Source organism: Burkholderia sp. MSMB2157WGS (genome assembly GCF_001532755.1).
Classification (GTDB): domain Bacteria; phylum Pseudomonadota; class Gammaproteobacteria; order Burkholderiales; family Burkholderiaceae; genus Burkholderia.
The window spans coordinates 148,766-165,185 of sequence record NZ_LPJG01000002.1; the positions used below are offsets into that span (position 1 = coordinate 148,766).

16 protein-coding genes are annotated in these 16,420 nt (G+C 66.5%); 9 read left to right on the top strand and 7 right to left on the bottom strand.

What is annotated here, in order from left to right:
- The first annotated feature begins 254 nt into the window (after positions 1 to 254).
- The 7 genes from WT53_RS01155 to WT53_RS01185 all read left to right on the top strand — a co-directional run bounded on the left by WT53_RS01155 (position 255) and on the right by WT53_RS01185 (position 8,619).
- Positions 255 to 1,883, top strand: a complete 1,629-nt coding sequence (locus tag WT53_RS01155; protein WP_034208628.1) for an ABC transporter substrate-binding protein — start codon at positions 255 to 257, stop codon at positions 1,881 to 1,883.
- 110 nt (positions 1,884 to 1,993) lie between these two features.
- Entirely contained in the window at positions 1,994 to 3,004 is a 1,011-nt protein-coding gene (locus tag WT53_RS01160; protein ID WP_034208627.1) for an ABC transporter permease subunit, read from the top strand.
- Between the two features lie 4 nt (positions 3,005 to 3,008).
- Positions 3,009 to 3,926, top strand: coding sequence for an ABC transporter permease subunit (locus WT53_RS01165; protein WP_034208626.1), 918 nt, complete (start codon positions 3,009 to 3,011; stop codon positions 3,924 to 3,926).
- An 84-nt stretch (positions 3,927 to 4,010) separates the two neighbouring features.
- Entirely contained in the window at positions 4,011 to 5,009 is a 999-nt protein-coding gene (locus tag WT53_RS01170; RefSeq protein ID WP_034208625.1) for an ABC transporter ATP-binding protein, read from the top strand.
- Positions 5,006 to 6,022, top strand: coding sequence for a peptide ABC transporter ATP-binding protein (locus tag WT53_RS01175; RefSeq protein WP_060258182.1), 1,017 nt, complete (start codon positions 5,006 to 5,008; stop codon positions 6,020 to 6,022). The genes WT53_RS01170 and WT53_RS01175 overlap by 4 nt, the downstream gene beginning before the upstream one ends.
- A complete protein-coding gene (locus WT53_RS01180) occupies positions 6,015 to 7,160 on the top strand; it encodes a TraB/GumN family protein (RefSeq protein WP_034208623.1) in 1,146 nt (381 codons plus the stop codon). The genes WT53_RS01175 and WT53_RS01180 overlap by 8 nt, the downstream gene beginning before the upstream one ends.
- 796 nt (positions 7,161 to 7,956) lie before the next feature.
- Positions 7,957 to 8,619: a response regulator transcription factor gene (locus WT53_RS01185; RefSeq protein WP_230624937.1), complete on the top strand. Its 663-nt coding sequence runs from the start codon at positions 7,957 to 7,959 to the stop codon at positions 8,617 to 8,619.
- 29 nt (positions 8,620 to 8,648) lie between these two features.
- On the opposite strand, the gene WT53_RS01190 is transcribed toward WT53_RS01185, so the two are convergent.
- The 6 genes from WT53_RS01190 to pxpB all read right to left on the bottom strand — a co-directional run bounded on the left by WT53_RS01190 (position 8,649) and on the right by pxpB (position 12,814).
- Positions 8,649 to 8,906, bottom strand: a complete 258-nt coding sequence (locus tag WT53_RS01190; protein ID WP_034208621.1) for a hypothetical protein — start codon at positions 8,904 to 8,906, stop codon at positions 8,649 to 8,651.
- An 85-nt stretch (positions 8,907 to 8,991) separates the two neighbouring features.
- On the bottom strand, positions 8,992 to 9,375 hold the full coding sequence (locus tag WT53_RS33280; protein WP_155294483.1) for a hypothetical protein: 384 nt from the start codon (positions 9,373 to 9,375) through the stop codon (positions 8,992 to 8,994).
- A gap of 270 nt (positions 9,376 to 9,645) precedes the next feature.
- A complete protein-coding gene (locus tag WT53_RS01200) occupies positions 9,646 to 9,834 on the bottom strand; it encodes a hypothetical protein (RefSeq protein ID WP_034208619.1) in 189 nt (62 codons plus the stop codon).
- Between the two features lie 439 nt (positions 9,835 to 10,273).
- Positions 10,274 to 11,038 (bottom strand): 5-oxoprolinase subunit PxpA, encoded by a 765-nt coding sequence (pxpA, locus tag WT53_RS01205; RefSeq protein ID WP_034208618.1) that lies wholly within the window; start codon positions 11,036 to 11,038, stop codon positions 10,274 to 10,276.
- Positions 11,039 to 11,093: 55 nt separating this feature from the next.
- Complete coding sequence (locus WT53_RS01210; RefSeq protein ID WP_060258185.1) at positions 11,094 to 12,161, bottom strand: biotin-dependent carboxyltransferase family protein; 1,068 nt, start codon at positions 12,159 to 12,161, stop codon at positions 11,094 to 11,096.
- Positions 12,158 to 12,814 carry a 5-oxoprolinase subunit PxpB gene (pxpB, locus tag WT53_RS01215; RefSeq protein ID WP_060258188.1) on the bottom strand — a complete coding sequence of 219 codons (657 nt, stop codon included), beginning with the start codon at positions 12,812 to 12,814 and terminating at the stop codon, positions 12,158 to 12,160. Before pxpB ends, WT53_RS01210 begins: the two co-directional genes overlap by 4 nt.
- A gap of 149 nt (positions 12,815 to 12,963) precedes the next feature.
- On the opposite strand from pxpB, the gene WT53_RS01220 reads away from it, so the two are divergent.
- Entirely contained in the window at positions 12,964 to 13,476 is a 513-nt protein-coding gene (locus WT53_RS01220) for a winged helix DNA-binding protein (RefSeq protein WP_011546427.1), read from the top strand.
- Between the two features lie 86 nt (positions 13,477 to 13,562).
- Here the strand turns inward: WT53_RS01220 and WT53_RS01225 are convergent, their stop codons facing one another.
- Positions 13,563 to 14,171, bottom strand: coding sequence for a 5-formyltetrahydrofolate cyclo-ligase (locus WT53_RS01225; protein ID WP_059780796.1), 609 nt, complete (start codon positions 14,169 to 14,171; stop codon positions 13,563 to 13,565).
- A gap of 8 nt (positions 14,172 to 14,179) precedes the next feature.
- On the opposite strand from WT53_RS01225, the gene WT53_RS01230 reads away from it, so the two are divergent.
- Positions 14,180 to 16,132: a lytic transglycosylase domain-containing protein gene (locus WT53_RS01230; RefSeq protein WP_059780797.1), complete on the top strand. Its 1,953-nt coding sequence runs from the start codon at positions 14,180 to 14,182 to the stop codon at positions 16,130 to 16,132.
- The last annotated feature ends 288 nt before the right edge of the window (positions 16,133 to 16,420 follow it).

Below are 16,420 nucleotides of genomic sequence, written 5' to 3' on the forward strand. Positions count from 1 at the left end.
AGGAAACGGGGCGTCGCCCCTTTCGTGTTCGCACCCGAATTGTTTAGTCGTCGAACGAAACATGCCGCGAAATGAACGGAATCGTCGCTCGCGCGCGTTGTCGCATTTTTTACCCACACTAAAAATCGGCAAAAACCCGGCGGGCATCCAGAAGAGTTTTTTCTCCAGCTTGTTGCCGCATCGTTAGCTCAAGTAATATCCGCGTACGCCGGCCCCTGGCGGGGCCGGTTCCGATCTGGAGACCTGGAGGAAACATGGAATACAACCGTCTGTTGCACACCCTGCGTGTTACCGCCATGGCAGGCGTGGCAGCGGCATCGCTCGGCGTCGCGGGCTCTGCATTCGCACAGATCCCGAACAAAACGCTCGTCTACTGCTCAGAAGGCAGCCCGGCGGGTTTCGATTCCGCGCAATTCACGACCGGCGTCGATTTCACCGCCGCCACGTTCACCGTCTACAACCGCCTCGTCGAATTCGAGCGCGGCGGCACGAAGGTCGAGCCCGGCCTCGCCGAGAAGTGGGACGTGTCGTCCGACGGCAAGGTGTACACGTTCCACCTGCGCCATGGCGTGAAGTTCCACACGACCGACTTCTTCAAGCCGACGCGCGAATTCAACGCGGACGACGTCGTGTTCTCGTTCGAGCGCATGCTCGATCCGAACAACGCGTTCCGCAAGGCATACCCGGTGTCGTTCCCGTACTTCACCGACATGGGCCTCGACAAGCTGATCACGAAGATCGAGAAGGTCGACCCGTACACCGTGAAGTTCACGCTGGCCGAGCCGAACGCGCCGTTCATCCAGAACATGGCGATGGAATTCGCGTCGATCCTGTCGGCCGAATACGGCGACCAGTTGATGAAGGCCGGCAAGGCCGCCGACATCAACCAGAAGCCGATCGGCACGGGCCCGTTCATCTTCCGCAGCTACACGAAGGACGCGACGATCCGCTTCGATGGCAATCCTGATTACTGGAAGAAGGGTGCGGTGAAGCTGTCGAAGCTGATCTTCTCGATCACGCCCGATCCGGGCGTGCGCGTGCAGAAGATCAAGCGCAACGAATGCCAGGTGATGAGCTATCCGCGCCCGGCCGACATCGCGACGCTGAAGGCCGATCCGAACGTCGACATGCCGTCGCAGGCCGGCTTCAACCTCGGCTACCTCGCGTACAACGTCGAGCACAAGCCGGTCGACAAGCTCGAAGTGCGTCAGGCGCTCGACATGGCGATCAACAAGAAGGCGATCCTCGAGTCCGTCTACCAGGGCGCCGGCCAGGCCGCGACCGCGCCGATGCCGCCGACCCAATGGTCGTACGACAAGAACCTGAAGATGGCCGCGTACGACACCGCGAAGGCGAAGGCGCTGCTCGCGAAGGCGGGCTATCCGAACGGTTTCGAGATCACGCTGTGGGCGATGCCGGTGCAGCGCGCGTACAACCCGAACGCGCGCCTGATGGCCGAGATGATCCAGGCCGACTGGGCGAAGATCGGCGTGAAGGCGAAGATCGTCACGTACGAGTGGGGCGAGTACATCAAGCGCGCGCACGGCGGCGAGCAGGACACGATGCTGATCGGCTGGACGGGCGACAACGGCGATCCGGACAACTGGCTCGGCACGCTGCTCGGCTGCGAGGCGATCAAGGGCAACAACTTCTCGCACTGGTGCTACAAGCCGTTCGACGAGCTGGTCCAGAAGGGCCGCACGACGACGGGCCAGGACGCGCGCACGAAGCTCTACACGCAGGCGCAGCAGATCTTCGCGCAGCAGCTGCCGTTCTCGCCGATCGCGAACTCGACGGTCTATCAGCCGGTGCGCAAGAACGTGGTCGACATGCGTATCGAACCGCTCGGCTATGCCCGCTTCGACGGGGTGAGCGTGAAGTAACACGCCTGTCGTAAGCTGTCGCGAAGACCGGCTAACTCATCCGGCGGCGGGAGGCCAAAAGCTTCCCGTCGCCGGTCGCACATTTCCCACAAGAAAATACGAGACGCATCATGTTCAGATTCGTGTTGCGCCGCGTGGGGATGGTGATCCCGACCTTCATCGGCATCACCATCCTGGCGTTTGCGCTGATTCACCTGATACCGGGCGACCCCATCGAAGTGATGATGGGCGAGCGCGGCGTCGATCCCGCGATGCACGCAGAGGCGATGAAGCGCCTCGGGCTCGACGAGCCGCTGCCGCTGCAGTACCTCCACTATGTCGGCCGGGCGCTGCATGGCGACCTCGGCATGTCGATCATCACCAACACCAGCGTCGCGGGCGAATTCTTCGCGCGCTTCCCGGCGACCGTCGAACTGTCGCTGTGCGCACTGGTGTTCGCGCTCGTGGTCGGACTGCCGGCCGGCGTGATCGCCGCGCTGCGGCGCGGCTCGGTCATCGATCACGGCGTGATGGGCACCGCGCTCACCGGCTACTCGATGCCGATCTTCTGGTGGGGGCTGATCCTCATCATGGTGTTTTCGTCGTACCTCGGCTGGACGCCCGTGTCGGGGCGCATCGCGGTCGAATACGATTTCCCGCATCCGACCGGCTTCATGCTGATCGACGCGCTGCTCGCGCCCGACGAAGGCTCGTTCAAGTCGGCGGTGAGCCACCTGATCCTGCCCGCGATCGTGCTCGGCACGATCCCGCTCGCGGTGATCGCGCGGATGACGCGCTCGTCGATGCTCGAAGTGCTGCGCGAGGACTACATCCGCACCGCCCGCGCGAAAGGGCTGTCGCCCGTGCGCGTGGTCGTCGTGCATGCGCTGCGCAATGCGCTGATCCCGGTCGTCACCGTGATCGGCCTGCAGATCGGCACGCTGCTTGCGGGCGCCGTGCTGACCGAGACGCTCTTTTCGTGGCCCGGCGTCGGCAAGTGGCTGATCGATGCGATCGGCCGCCGCGATTATCCGGTCGTCCAGGGCGGCATCCTGCTGATCGCGACGCTCGTGATCGTCGTGAACCTGGTCGTCGACCTGCTGTACGGCGTGCTGAATCCGCGCATCCGCCACACGAGGTAATTCCATGAGCAATCTGCAAAATACCCTGCCGAGCGAATCCGCGCCGGCCGGCGGCCGTGCGCTCGCGCTGCGCGAGTTCTGGGCCAATTTCTCGCGCAACCGCGGCGCCGTCGGCGCGGGCATCGTCGTGCTGCTGCTGATCCTGGTCGCGATCCTCGCGCCACTGATCGCGCCGCACAGCCCGGTCGAGCAATACCGCGACTACGTGAAGATCCCGCCCGCGTGGCTCGCCGGCGGCAACTGGCAATTCATCCTCGGCACCGACGAAGCGGGCCGCGACATCCTTTCGCGGCTGATGTTCGGCGCGCGGATGTCGTTCTGGATCGGCTTCGTGTCGGTCGTGCTCGCGCTGATCCCCGGCATCGTGCTCGGCCTGATCGCCGCGTTCTTCCAGAAGTGGGCCGACACGCCGGTGATGCGGATCATGGACGTGCTGCTCGCGCTGCCGTCGCTGCTGCTCGCGGTCGCGGTCGTCGCGATCATCGGCCCGGGCCTCACCAACACGATGTTCGCGATCGCGATCGTCGCGCTGCCGGCCTACGTGCGCCTCACGCGCGCGTCGGCGCTCGGCGAGCTGCAGAAGGAATACGTAACCGCGTCGCGCGTGGCCGGCGCCGGCACGCTGCGCCTGATGTTCTCGCAGGTGCTGCCGAACTGCACGGCGCCGCTGATCGTGCAGGCGACGCTCGGCTTCTCGTCGGCGATCCTCGACGCGGCCGCGCTCGGCTTCCTCGGCCTCGGCGTGCAGCCGCCGACCGCCGAGTGGGGCGCGATGCTCGCGTCCGCGCGCGACTACATCGACAACGCGTGGTGGATCGTGACGATGCCCGGGCTGTCGATCCTGATTTCGGTGCTCGCGATCAACCTGCTCGGCGACGGGCTGCGCGACGCGCTCGATCCCAAACTGAAGCGGATGGCGTGATATGAAACGACCCCCACACTCTCTTCGTTCGTTGCCCCCCAAGGGGGCGGTCATCCTCCTTGGGGCGGCCCGGCGGAGGATGGCATGACCCAAAATCTACTGACTATCCGCAATCTCGCGGTGAACTTCAACGGCCTGCCCGCGGTCGACCGGATCAACCTGTCTGTCGCGCCGGGCGAGGTGGTGGGCGTCGTCGGCGAATCGGGCTCGGGCAAGAGCGTGACGATGATGGCGCTGATGGGCCTGATCGACGCGCCGGGCAAGGTGACGGCCGACGAGGTCACGTTCGACGGCGTCGACCTGCTGAAGGCGTCGCCGAAGGCGCGCCGCAAGATCGTCGGCAAGGACATCGCGATGGTGTTCCAGGACGCGCTGACGAGCCTGAATCCGAGCTACACGGTCGGCTACCAGATCAAGGAGGTGCTGAAGCTGCACGAAGGCCTGCGCGGCGACGCGCTGCACCGGCGCGCGCTCGAACTGCTCGACCAGGTCGGCATTCCCGATGCGAAGAACCGCATCGCGTCGTTCCCGCATCAGATGTCGGGCGGGATGAACCAGCGCGTGATGATCGCGATGGCGGTCGCGTGCAACCCGAAGCTGCTGATCGCCGACGAGCCGACCACCGCGCTCGACGTGACGATCCAGGCGCAGATCATGGATCTGCTCGTAAAGCTGCAGAAGGAGCGCGGGATGGCGCTCGTGCTGATCTCGCACGATCTGGCGGTGGTATCCGAGGTCGCGCATCGCGTCGCGGTGATGTATGCGGGCGAGATCATCGAGACCAACCGCGTGCCCGACATCTTCCGCGCGCCGCATCATCCGTACACCGAAGCGCTGCTCGCGGCGATTCCCGAGCACAATCAGGGGGCGCGTCGCCTTGCCGCATTGCCGGGCATGGTGCCGGGCCGCGATGATCGCCCGTCCGGGTGCCTGTTCGCGCCGCGCTGCAAGTACGTCGTCGACGATTGCCGCAAGGCGCGGCCGGCGCTCGACACGCTGGTGCCGGGCAACGATGCGATGCGCGCGCGCTGCATCAAGCCGCTCAATCTTTCCACCCTCGACCTGAACGGAGGCGCACGATGAATGCTGTCCACGAAACGCGCCACGCATCTCGCGACGACGATACGGTGCTGGTCGCCGACGCGCTCGCGAAGCACTATTCGGTCAAGCGCGGGATGTTCGGGCAGGGCACGGTGAAGGCGCTGAACGGCGTGTCGTTCTCGCTGAAGCGCGGCAAGACGCTCGCCGTCGTCGGCGAGTCGGGCTGCGGGAAGTCGACGCTCGCGCGCCAGCTCACGATGATCGAGACGCCCACGTCGGGCAGCCTGACGATCGACGGCAAGAACGTGGCCGGCGCGAGCCGCGACACGATCGCCGACCTGCGCCGCCGCGTGCAGATGGTGTTCCAGAACCCGTTCGCGTCGCTCAACCCGCGCAAGACCGTCGAGCAGACGCTCGCCGAGCCGCTCAAGATCAACGCGAACCTGACGGCCGCCGAGCGCGCCGCCCGCATCGCGCAGATCATGCGCACGGTCGGCCTGCGGCCCGAGCACGCGAAGCGCTATCCGCACATGTTCTCGGGCGGCCAGCGCCAGCGGGTCGCGATCGCGCGCGCGATGATCCTCGATCCGCGCATCGTCGTCGCCGACGAGCCGGTGTCCGCGCTCGACGTGTCGATCCAGGCGCAGATCCTGAACCTGTTCATGGATCTGCAGGAGCAGTTCAAGACGAGCTACGTGTTCATCTCGCACAACCTGTCGGTGGTCGAGCACGTCGCCGACGACGTGATGGTGATGTATTTCGGCAGCGTCGCCGAGCTTGGCGACAAGGCGACGATCTACGCACGGCCGCGCCATCCGTACACGCGAGCGCTGATGTCGGCGACGCCGGCGATCTTCGAGGAAGACCGCCGCGTGCAGATCAAGCTGCAGGGCGAGCTGCCGTCGCCGCTCAATCCGCCGTCGGGCTGCGCGTTTCACCAGCGCTGCCCGTACGCGATCGAGCGGTGCCGTGTAGAGGAGCCGCAATTGCGCGAAGTGGACGGCCGGCGCGTGGCCTGCCATCGCGCCGAGGAGGTCGGGGAGGAGAATGCCTGAAGCGTTGGCGGCGCGCGTGTCCGGCGTGCGCCGTGCGGGGGCCGGCAGCGCGCGCGCGCTGCGCGCGTACCGCTACGCGCGGCGCTGGAGCGTGCACACCGTCACGGGCGCGGCGCTGGCCGGTGCGTGCGTGGCGGCCAGCGTCGTGGTGCCCGTCGAGCCGGCGCGAGCCGAAGGGCGTGCGCCGGCGACTTCGCCGATTCATCCGTCGCAGGTTCCGCCGCCCGGCATGAGCCTGCCGGGCTTCCACGCGCCGGCCGGAGCGGACGGCACGGTATCGCGCGGCACCGTGCGCGTGCAGCCGGCGCGCATGCCTTTCTACGTCGCGACCAAGGGCAAGGTCACGCTCTACGTGCTCGGCACGCTGCACACGGGCGATCCGTCCGATTACCCGAGCGCGCAGCCGTTCCGGCCGCGCATCCTCGCGGCGCTCGCCGCGTCGCCGACGCTCGCGCTCGAACTGTCGCCCGACGACCTGCTCGAATCGCAGGACGACGTGTCGAAGTACGGCGTGTGCCGCTACCCGTGCCTGCAGCGCCTGCTGCCCGAGCCGCTGTGGGAGCGGCTCGCGGCGCGCCTGCGCGGCAATCCGGCCGCGCTCGCCGAGATCCGCAAGATGCGGCCGTGGCTCGCGGCGCTCGTCGTCGAGACCTACGATTCGCTGTCGGCGGGCCTGCAGACCGAATACGGCACCGAGGCGCAACTGCAGAACGTGTTCCTGAAGAAGAAGGGCGGCCGCGTGATCGGGCTCGAGACGCTCGCCGAGCAGATGCGCGCGTTCACCGGGCTGACGCTGGCCGAGCAGCGCGAGATGCTCGCGCAGGACATGGTGCAGACGCCCGCGCAGAACGCCGACGACATCAAGGCGCTGCACCGGCTGTGGCGAATTGGCGACGCCGATGCGATCTCCGCATGGGCCGTCGCGAAGAGCGAGCGGCTCGCGCGTTCGAAGGCGCTGTCGGCGTCGCTCGACAACAAGATCGTGTACGAGCGCAACCGGCGCTTCGTTGCACGGATGACGGCAATCGCCGCGCCGAACCGGCCGCTGTTCGTCGCGATCGGCGCGCTGCATCTGGGTGGCCCGCGCGGCGTGCTCGAATTGTTGCGCCAGCAAGGATACCGGGTCGACGCGAACTGATCGCGCCCGCCTGCCCGCATCGATCGTCCCCTGTTTGATCGACGTCGCGCGCACGGCCCACGGCGCCTGCGCGGTGGCGTCGCTCGATAAGGAAAACCCTTGAATCGTCGGAAAATAGCGTTTAAAACGATTGACATCCCGTTCGGCCGATATCTATTCTTCACCCCACAAGTTGAAAAAATGAAAAGAATAGATAAGTTCTACGGGGTAGCAGAAATAAAGCGCGGGGTGAGCGTCGCCGGCACATGAAGCACGTGGCGGCCGCGGAGAGTCTGCATGCACGGCGGGGCCAATCGTCGTCGAAAACACATGCATGCAGGCCGACTTGCACATAAGCGACGTTCCGTCGTCTGACCGGGGAAGGCAGTGATCGGGCGGCGGCGGACGTTTTTTAATCCGGAATGGTTTTCCGGTCACCGTCGAAAGACGGTTTCGGGGGGCGAATCGACAGACGGCGAAGCCGCAGCGATTGCGCCAACGGAAAAGCGCCACGAGGGCGCTTTTTTCTTTGGTGCGGCCGATGTGTTCCGGTCGTGATCGTGCCCAGCTCGATGTGCCGTTTACCGCCTCGCTTGTCGGGCACGCCGGCACTCGCTCCTTCGCCTGCCATCTCGGGCGGGCGTCTCTTCCCAAGCCGAATCGAGCCTGCCCGATGAGCCGGCGCCACCCGTCCGGGTTCAGCACAATGGACGCTATGCGATTGTGTCGAGATGCCCGAGATGGCACCGTCTACGTCCTACCACGGCGAACGAACAGGGGCGGACGGATGAACGGACGAGGACGGGAGCGCCTGCCGGTGCTGGTGGTCGATGCGCATCCGATCGTTGCGAATGCGATAGGCGGTGCGCTGGTGGACCTCGATGCCCGGCTCGACGTCACGATTTGTCACAGTGCGAGCGGCGCGATGGAAGTGTTTCATCGCGCGCCCGCGTGGTTCCGGATTCTTCTGGATCTTGAGGTGCCTGGCGGCGGGCTGCCGTTTGCGCGGCAGTTTCATGCGTCGGGTGTCGCCGATCGATGCGCGATCGTCACGGCGGGTGTGCGACCGTCGTGGATCGCCGAGGCGAAGCGCCTCGGCATGATCGCCTACCTTGCCAAGGGTGTGCCGCTCGGCGATTTCTCCGACGCATTGCAGTCAGTGCTCGACGGCCGCCCCGCGTATCCGGAGATCGCTGCGCACGCGGGGGACGACGTGCGGTTGACGGGACGCCAGCGGGACGTGCTGCAGTTGCTCGGCGCCGGGTATTCGACGAAGGAAATCGCGACGGCGCTGACGCTGGCTGTCGGCACGGTCGACAATCACATCGCGAACGTGATGCGGATGCTCGGGGTCAGGAATCGCACGCACGCCATGACGCGAGCGATCGCGCTCGGGATGATCGATGCACGGCAGGGCCGGGGATGGGAAGGTGGGCGGGACGAACCGGTTGCCTGCCAGCGCGATGCGATGTCGCGGTGAACGAGCACGTCGATGAGCAGTCGGCACCGTCATTGCCGGCTGAGGTCTATTTCAAGCAAGACCGAATACAGGAGGAAACCGACGGTCCCCACGCTCCATTTGAACAGTTCCCATGTGCCGAGCATGTACAGCGCCAGTGCGGACAGTACGGAAAATACGAGGCCTCTGACTGCTCCGCCAGCCAGGATGCCGATCCATCCCCCTCCGAGGCGAGGAGCAAGCGGACCGAGAAAGATGCCGTGCCGAGCCAGTTTTTTCAGGGTTGCAGCGAGGGTTTTGCTTTTCATTGCCTGACGGACCGCGTGGTCGATTCGGACAGAGCCTGATTTCGGCGGTGCCGTCCAACCTGGGGCCGGTCGGTGCGTGTCGGGGTTAGCGTCGATGAACCCATTGGCCGAGCACTTCGCCTGCCAGCATGACGACAAACATCACTGCAGTGGAAGCGAGCCACGACGAAAGTGTTCCGATATCGGTGACGCCGAGTACGACGGCATGGATGATTGCGAACAGCGCGGTTTTTGCTGTGGCGGCCATGACGATTCCCGTGCACCCGCCTCCGAAGCGGTGTGCAAGTGGATTGAAATGAATCCAGCGGATCATGAATCGTTTCACTGCATCCATTGCGATTGGGTTTTCGTCGGTTTTAGTCGATTCGAGCATTCTGACGGGGCGCGATGTCAATGCCGATTTTTTGGGCTCGCGCGAAATTCCTGCCAGATCGAGTAAAGAAGTGCGGACGAGCTGACGATTAGCCATCCAAAGATATTTTCCGATGAGAATGCGTGGAACAGAATTGCATACGGTATCGAAACGATTGCCGACCGGATGATCGCGGCAAGGACGATACCTTTCCAGCCGCCTCCGAAACGGGGAGCCAGAGGGGCAAGAAAAACGCCATAGACCCAGTATCTCTTGAGGATATCGGTGACCGTGCGGAGTTTCATTGGATCGAGCGGTTTGGTTCAGAACATATCTGGCCGAGTACGCAAATTGCCCCGACCGGGGCGATCGGGGCTTCGATCTGGGTCAGAACCGGCAGATCCAGCTTTGGGAGAGGAAATTGCCGCCGCCAGCGAGAATCGCCATTTGAGGGCCGGCCAGCGCCCCCAATGCCGTTGCGATCGCGAGGTCGGCGAGATTGATCGGATTCGGATTGAGCGTGCAGGTAATCGCGCCGCTGGCTTGGTTGATTTCGTCCTTCGTCAGAACCCGCATGAGTCAAGTCTCCTTTGAATGAGAGAAAACCGATCGGCCATTCCGATTGACTGTCTCGGCACCAAACTTAACAGCGGTTCAATCGTCTGAAAATATGGAATTTCTCACGGTTTTTTCGAGATAACTCGGCGGAAGACGGGCTGTCTCTCGGGCGACGCGAGCGCCAGCCGCCCCGTCCGGCGAATCGATGCTTCGATGCAGGTCGAAGGAATCAAGGAGCCGACGTGCCGCGCTCTCGAAGGACGGAGCTTGCCGAAAAGAGCCTTCGATGTTGAGGGGAGCGAAATCCGGTGTATTCGTTCGACGATGCGACGAATCCGCAAACCGGCGAAGGCATGCCGCGCCGGATGCCCTTCCGATGCGACGCTCGCGGGTGACGCGGCCTTGCTCGAGAAGCGCTGCACGTAGGCGCAAGAGGCGCCAGTGGAGGTGGAACGACTTAAGCCCCTTCGTCGGCCTGCAGCGCGCCGGGCGCCACGACGTCGACGCCCGCCGCTTCGAGCGCCGCACGAATCCTTTTCGCGAATGCCAGCGCATGCGGCCCGTCGCCATGCAGGCAGACGGTCTGCGCATTGAGCGGCACCCATTCGCCGCTCAATGCGCGCACCTGCCGGTTGCGCACCATGTCGAGCGTGCGCGCGAGCACCGCCTCTTCATCGTCGATCAACGCGCCGGGCAGGCTGCGCGGCACCAGCGAGCCGTCCGCGCGGTAGCCGCGATCGGCGAACACTTCCTCCACCGCCGCGAGCCCCGCATGTCGCGCGGCCGCGATGAACACGCTGTTCGCGAGCCCGAACACCGCGAGCGACGGATCGAAGTCGTGGATCGCGGACACCACCGCGTCGGCGATCATCGGATCGCGCGCGGCCTGGTTGTACAGCGCGCCGTGCGGTTTCACGTGCGCGATGCGCCCGCCCTCGGCCTGCGCGATCGCCGACAGCGCGCCGAGCTGGTACAGCACGCCCGCGTAGATGTCGCCGGCCGGCAACTGCATTTCCTTGCGGCCGAAATTCTCCGGATCGTGAAAGCTCGGATGCGCGCCGATCGACACACCTTTCTGCACGGCCCAGCGCACGCAGTCGCGCATCGCATTCGCGCCGCCTGCATGCCATCCGCATGCGATGTTCGCCGACGTGACGAGGTCGAGCAGCGCCTCGTCCGATCCGCATCCTTCGCCGAGATCGGCATTCAGATCGATTTCCATGATGTTCCTCGTCCACTGGTTGCGTGGCGCGTCCTTCGTGCCGCTTCCGTCATTGTCACGCCGCGCGCGATTGGGCGCCGCGGCGCGCTTCCTCGCGCATCTCGATCGCGACGTCGATCTGCCGCAAGTACGCCCGTTCGGCGACGAGGGCGGCGCGCGCGGCGTCGAGCGTCGTGCGCACGAAGCGGATCGGCAGGTTGAGCCGCGCCTGCGCGAGCTTCCACAGGTCGGCGCGGATCACCGTGCCGATCTTCGGGTAGCCGCCGGTGGTCTGGGCGTCGTGCATCAGCACGATCGGCTGGCCGTTCGGCGGCACCTGGATCGTGCCGGGCAGCACCGCGTGCGACAGCAGCTCGACCGGGCGCTCGCGCACGAGCTCGGCGCCGGCGAGCCGATAGCCCATCCGGTTGCTGTTCGCGGTGACGAGCCATTCCTCGTCCCAGAACGCCTGCTGCGAATCGGCCGCGAACGACGCGTAGTCGGGGCCCGGCAGCACGCGCACGGGCATCGCCCACGGCGCGTGCGCGGGGCGGTGGCGGCGCGGCGGCTCGTCGACGCGCACGAACGCGCACCACGCCGGCGCCTTCACGCCGAATTCGGGCGCATCGGCCGCGAGGCAGCCCGCGCCGGCCGGCGGCACGCCGACCGGGAGCCGGTCGCCGTCGCGCAGCGCGCGGCCGCCGAGGCCGCCGAAGCGCGACGCGAGATCGGTGCTGCGCGAGCCGAGCATCGGCAGCACGTCGATGCCGCCCGCGATGCACAGGTAGCCGCGCATGCCCCGTTTCGCGGCCGGCAGCACGAGCGTTTGCCCGGCGCGGACCGGCAGGCTCCACCACGAGTACACGGGCTTGCCGTCGAGCGTCGCGCCGAATTCGGTGCCGGTGATCGCGATGCGCGTGGCGCGCGTGAAGCGGAACGTGGCGGGGCCGATCGTGATTTCGACGGCCGCCGCGTCGGGGCGGTTGCCGACGAGCCGGTTGCCGACCTCGAGCGCGAGGCCGTCGAGCGCGCCGCCCTGCGCGACGCCGAGATGGCGCGTGCCGCGGCGGCCGAGATCCTGCACGGTCGACAGCGGGCCGGCCCGCACGACCTCGATGGTGCCCGGTGCGTGGCTCTGGGTCATCGCGGGTCGACTCCCGCAATGGTGAAGCGGACGCGGTCGCCGGGCAGCAGCAGCGTCGGCTGCGGCCGCGCCGGATCGAACAGCGACTGCGACGTGCGGCCGATCAGTTGCCAGCCGCCGGGCGACGTGGCCGGGTAGATGCCCGTCTGCGCGCCGCCGATGCCGACCGAGCCGGCCGGCACCTCGAGGCGCGGCGCCGAGCGGCGCGGCGTGTGCAGCGACGCGTCGAGGCCGCCGAGATACGCGAAGCCCGGCTGGAAGCCGATGAAGAACACGACGTAGGTGCCGCCCGCGTGGCGCGCGACGACCTCGTCGGCCGACAGGCCCGTGTGGGCGGCGACGGCGGCCAGGTCGGGGCCGGCGGCCCCGCCGTACTCGACCGGGATGTCGACCTCGCGGCCGTCCGCGTGCTCGATGTCGGCCGTCTCCCAAGCGTCGCGCAGCGCGGGCGTGAGCGAGTCGGCCGTCGCGGCGAGCGCGTCGAACACGATGGTCAGGTTGTTCATGCCGGGGACGACGTCGATCACGTCGGGCCACGCGCGCGCGGCCTCGGCCACGGCCCAGACGCGGCGCTGGCAATCGAGCGTGGCGGGCGGCGGCACCTCGCAGACGAGGGCGGCATCGCCGAGCGGATAAATGCGGGGTTGCGTCATCGGACTGGCACGGTTCGGACGGCAATGTTAGCGCACATTGTCGACAAAATATCGACAACTTATCAATAAGCGTTTTTGCCTAGCCCGTCGGCCGGGGCTTCTGGCGTACACTCGGGCACATCCTGTCATCCGGCTTGCGCCGCCTTTCCATGAAGCGTCCTGCGACCAAGATCGTGTCATCCGAACACCTCGTTTCCGATTCGAGCGCGGAGCTGTCGGAGCTCGAATACGGGCTCATCATGGCCGGCAACGCGTTCAACCGCTGGATGGTCCGCTGCATGTCGGCGGCGGGGGCGAAGGACATGACGGCGGTCGAGGTCTCGCTGCTGCATCACGTCAGCCATCGCGAACGCAAGAAGAAGCTCGCCGACATCTGCTTCGTGCTCAATATCGAGGATACGCACGTCGCGACCTATGCGCTGAAAAAACTGATCGCCCGCGGCTACGTGAAGAGCGAGAAAAGCGGCAAGGAAGTGTTCTTCTTCGCGACCGACGCGGGCCGCGACCTGTGCCTGAAGTACCGCGAGGTCCGCGAGCACTGCCTGATCGAGACGCTGAAGGACAGCGGCCTCACCAACGAGCAGATCGGCGACGCGGCGCAGTTGCTGCGTCATGCCTCGGGCCTCTACGACACGGCCGCGCGCGCGGCGGCATCGCTGTAAGCGCTTGCGGAAACGCTCGCGGAAACGCTCGGGCGCCGCGCCGCGCTCGCGGGCCGGCGGCGACGGTCGCTGCGCCCGCAGCGGCATTATCCGGCGGCCGGATAAAGCGCGCCGTCGGTGACGATCCAGTGCAGCGCGAGATCGTGCGCTTCGGCCGGCAGCGCATCGACTCGGCAGGCTTCGTACGCGATGCCGACCGTCACGGGCAGCGCGTCGCCCGGCCACGCGGCGAGCGTGCGGTCGTAGTAGCCGCCGCCGTAGCCGAGCCGGTAGCGCTGCGGATCGAATCCCACGCACGGAATCAGCAAAAGATCGGGCACGACGACGATTCCCGACGCCGGTTCGGGAATCCGGTGATGGCCTTCGCGCATCGGCGTGTGCGTGTCCCACGCGTGGAACGCGAGCGGCGTGTGACGCTCGCCGATCACCGGCAACGCGGCGCACCGGCCGGCCCCCGCTGCGCACCAGGCGAGCACCGCGTCGCGCGCATCGAATTCGCCCGGCAGCGGCCAGTAGAACCCGACCGTGCGCGGCGCCAGACGGTCGAGCAGCGTGCGCAGCCGCGCGTCGAGCGCGGCGTTCGCGGCGGGCTGCGACGCGGCGTCGCGACGGGCGCCGGACAGCGTTTTGCGCAGCGCAACCTTCGGGTTCGGCACAGGGTTGCGTGCTATGCTTTCGCTCACTTCGTGCTCCATTCATAACGATGTCGAACAGCCTTTTTCGAGTATATCGCGCGGTCGCGCTGATGCTTTCGGCCGGCGCGCTCGTCGCGGGCACGGCCGCGTGCGCCGCACCGAACGACGACACGCTCCCCGGGGATGACCAGATCTTCGTGCAGCTTCGCGAAGCCGCACGCCGCAACGACGCCGCGAAGGCCGCACAGCTCGCGTCGATGATCCCGAACTATCCGGTTCCGTCCTACGTCGAGTATTTCCAGATCAAGCCGCAGCTGTTCGATTCGACGGGCCGCGCGCGTGTCGATGCGCCGGACGCGCCCGTGCAGTCGTTCCTGCAGCGCTACGACGGCCAGGCGATCGCCGATCGGCTGCGCAACGACTACCTGCTCGTGCTCGGCGCGCGCCACGACTGGCGCAATTTCGACGACCAGTACAAGCGCTTCGTGCTCGACGACGACACGCAGGTCAAGTGCTATGCGCTCGAATCGCGCGCGGCGCGCAACGAGAACGTCGCCGACGCGGCGCGCGCGCTGCTCGTCGAGCCGAAGAACTACGGCGATGCGTGCGTCGACCTGATCACCGCGCTCGCCGTCAACCAGCAGTTCACGAGCGACGACGTGTGGCAGCAGGCGCGCCTCGCGTACGAGCAGAACTACACGACGCTCGGCGGCAAGATCGTCGATGCGCTCGGCCCGCGCCCGGCCGGTTTCGACCAGGCGACGAGCGCGCCGCCGCTGTACCTCGCGCGCGGCGTCGGCCCCGATGCCGCGTCGCATCAGCTCGCGCTGATCGCGCTCGGCCGCATGGCGCGCAACGATCCGGACGCCGCCGCCGGGATGCTGACGACGGTCGCGCCTTCGCTGACCAAGCAGGAACAGGCGATCGCGTGGGGCGCGATCGGCTACCAGGGCGCGATCAAGCGCTCGCCGATGGCATCGGTCTGGTATGCGAAATCGGCGAACGCGCCGCTGTCGAACCCGGGCTACGAATGGCGCACGCGCGCCGCGCTGCTCGCCGGCAACTGGCCGATGGTGCGCTGGTCGATCGAGCAGATGCCGCCGTCGCTGCGCAACGATCCGGCGTGGATCTACTGGCATGCGCGCGCGCTCAAGCAGAGCGGCGACACGCTGCAGGCGAACCAGGAATTCGAGCAGGTCGCCGGCCAGTTCAACTTCTACGGGCAGTTGGCCGGCGAAGAGCTCGGCCAGCGCACGACGATCCCGCCGCGCACGAAGGTGAGCGATGCGGAGATCGATGCGATGGGCAAGATCCCCGGCTTCGCGCTCGCGCAGCGTTTCTACGCGCTGAACCTGCGCCTCGAAGGCAATCGCGAATGGAACTGGCCGCTGCGCGGGATGACCGATCGCCAGCTGCTCGCGGCCGCCGAATACGGCAAGCGCGTCGAGCTGCTCGACCGCACGGTCAACACGGCCGACCGCACGAAGGCCGAGCACGACTTCACGCTGCGCTATCCGTCGCCGTACCGCACGACCGTCGAGCGCTACGCGCAATCGACGGGCCTCGACGTCGAGTGGGCGTACGGGCTGATCCGCCAGGAATCGCGCTTCATCATCAGCGCGCGTTCGTCGGTGGGCGCGGGCGGCCTGATGCAGTTGATGCCGGCGACGGCCCAGATGGTCGCGAAGAAGCTCGGCCTGGGCACGATCTCGCGTGCGCAGATGCACGACATCGACACCAACATCCAGCTCGGCACCTGGTATCTGGCGGACATCTACAACAACTTCGACAGCTCGCCGGTGCTCGCCACCGCCGGCTACAACGCGGGCCCGGGCCGGCCGCGCCAGTGGCGCCAGGTGTTGACGCAGCCGGTCGAAGGCGCGATCTTCGCGGAGACGATTCCGTTCAACGAGACGCGCGACTACGTGAAGAACGTGCTGTCGAACACCGTCTACTACGCGGCGCTCTTCGAGGGCAAACCGCAGTCGTTGAAGAAACGTCTAGGCATGATCTCGCCCTGATAAGCAATCTTCACATTGCCGCGCGAGACGCGGCAGTGTTTAAGGGGCTGTTCACGCTAATAACGGGCTTGCGAACGAGCCTGGCCGGTTGCAGTGCAAGAAGCAAGGAGCGTCGTTTGGCCGAGCCAAACAAGCGACGCGCGACGCCGCAATGCGGTCGGCCAGGCTCGTTCCCCTGACCTGGAAAAATCATGAATGGGGCTGGCCGCCAGAAGGGCCGCTCGCTGCGTCATGCTCCTTGCGAATACGTCGAGTATTCGATTCGTCGCAATCCTTGCGCTCGGCCCT

Bases quoted from the DNA above. Each gene is read 5' to 3' on its own strand.
- WT53_RS01210 (WP_060258185.1), bottom strand. From the start codon at position 12,161: ATGACCCAGAGCCACGCACCGGGCACCATCGAGGTCGTGCGGGCCGGC.
- WT53_RS01155 (WP_034208628.1), top strand. From the start codon at position 255: ATGGAATACAACCGTCTGTTGCACACCCTGCGTGTTACCGCCATGGCA.
- WT53_RS01160 (WP_034208627.1), top strand. From the start codon at position 1,994: ATGTTCAGATTCGTGTTGCGCCGCGTGGGGATGGTGATCCCGACCTTC.
- WT53_RS01230 (WP_059780797.1), top strand. From the start codon at position 14,180: ATGTCGAACAGCCTTTTTCGAGTATATCGCGCGGTCGCGCTGATGCTT.
- pxpA (WP_034208618.1), bottom strand. From the start codon at position 11,038: ATGGAAATCGATCTGAATGCCGATCTCGGCGAAGGATGCGGATCGGAC.
- WT53_RS01190 (WP_034208621.1), bottom strand. From the start codon at position 8,906: ATGAAAAGCAAAACCCTCGCTGCAACCCTGAAAAAACTGGCTCGGCAC.
- WT53_RS01175 (WP_060258182.1), top strand. From the start codon at position 5,006: ATGAATGCTGTCCACGAAACGCGCCACGCATCTCGCGACGACGATACG.
- WT53_RS01165 (WP_034208626.1), top strand. From the start codon at position 3,009: ATGAGCAATCTGCAAAATACCCTGCCGAGCGAATCCGCGCCGGCCGGC.
- WT53_RS01200 (WP_034208619.1), bottom strand. From the start codon at position 9,834: ATGCGGGTTCTGACGAAGGACGAAATCAACCAAGCCAGCGGCGCGATT.
- WT53_RS33280 (WP_155294483.1), bottom strand. From the start codon at position 9,375: ATGGCTAATCGTCAGCTCGTCCGCACTTCTTTACTCGATCTGGCAGGA.
- WT53_RS01170 (WP_034208625.1), top strand. From the start codon at position 4,011: ATGACCCAAAATCTACTGACTATCCGCAATCTCGCGGTGAACTTCAAC.
- WT53_RS01220 (WP_011546427.1), top strand. From the start codon at position 12,964: ATGAAGCGTCCTGCGACCAAGATCGTGTCATCCGAACACCTCGTTTCC.
- WT53_RS01180 (WP_034208623.1), top strand. From the start codon at position 6,015: ATGCCTGAAGCGTTGGCGGCGCGCGTGTCCGGCGTGCGCCGTGCGGGG.
- pxpB (WP_060258188.1), bottom strand. From the start codon at position 12,814: ATGACGCAACCCCGCATTTATCCGCTCGGCGATGCCGCCCTCGTCTGC.
- WT53_RS01225 (WP_059780796.1), bottom strand. From the start codon at position 14,171: ATGGAGCACGAAGTGAGCGAAAGCATAGCACGCAACCCTGTGCCGAAC.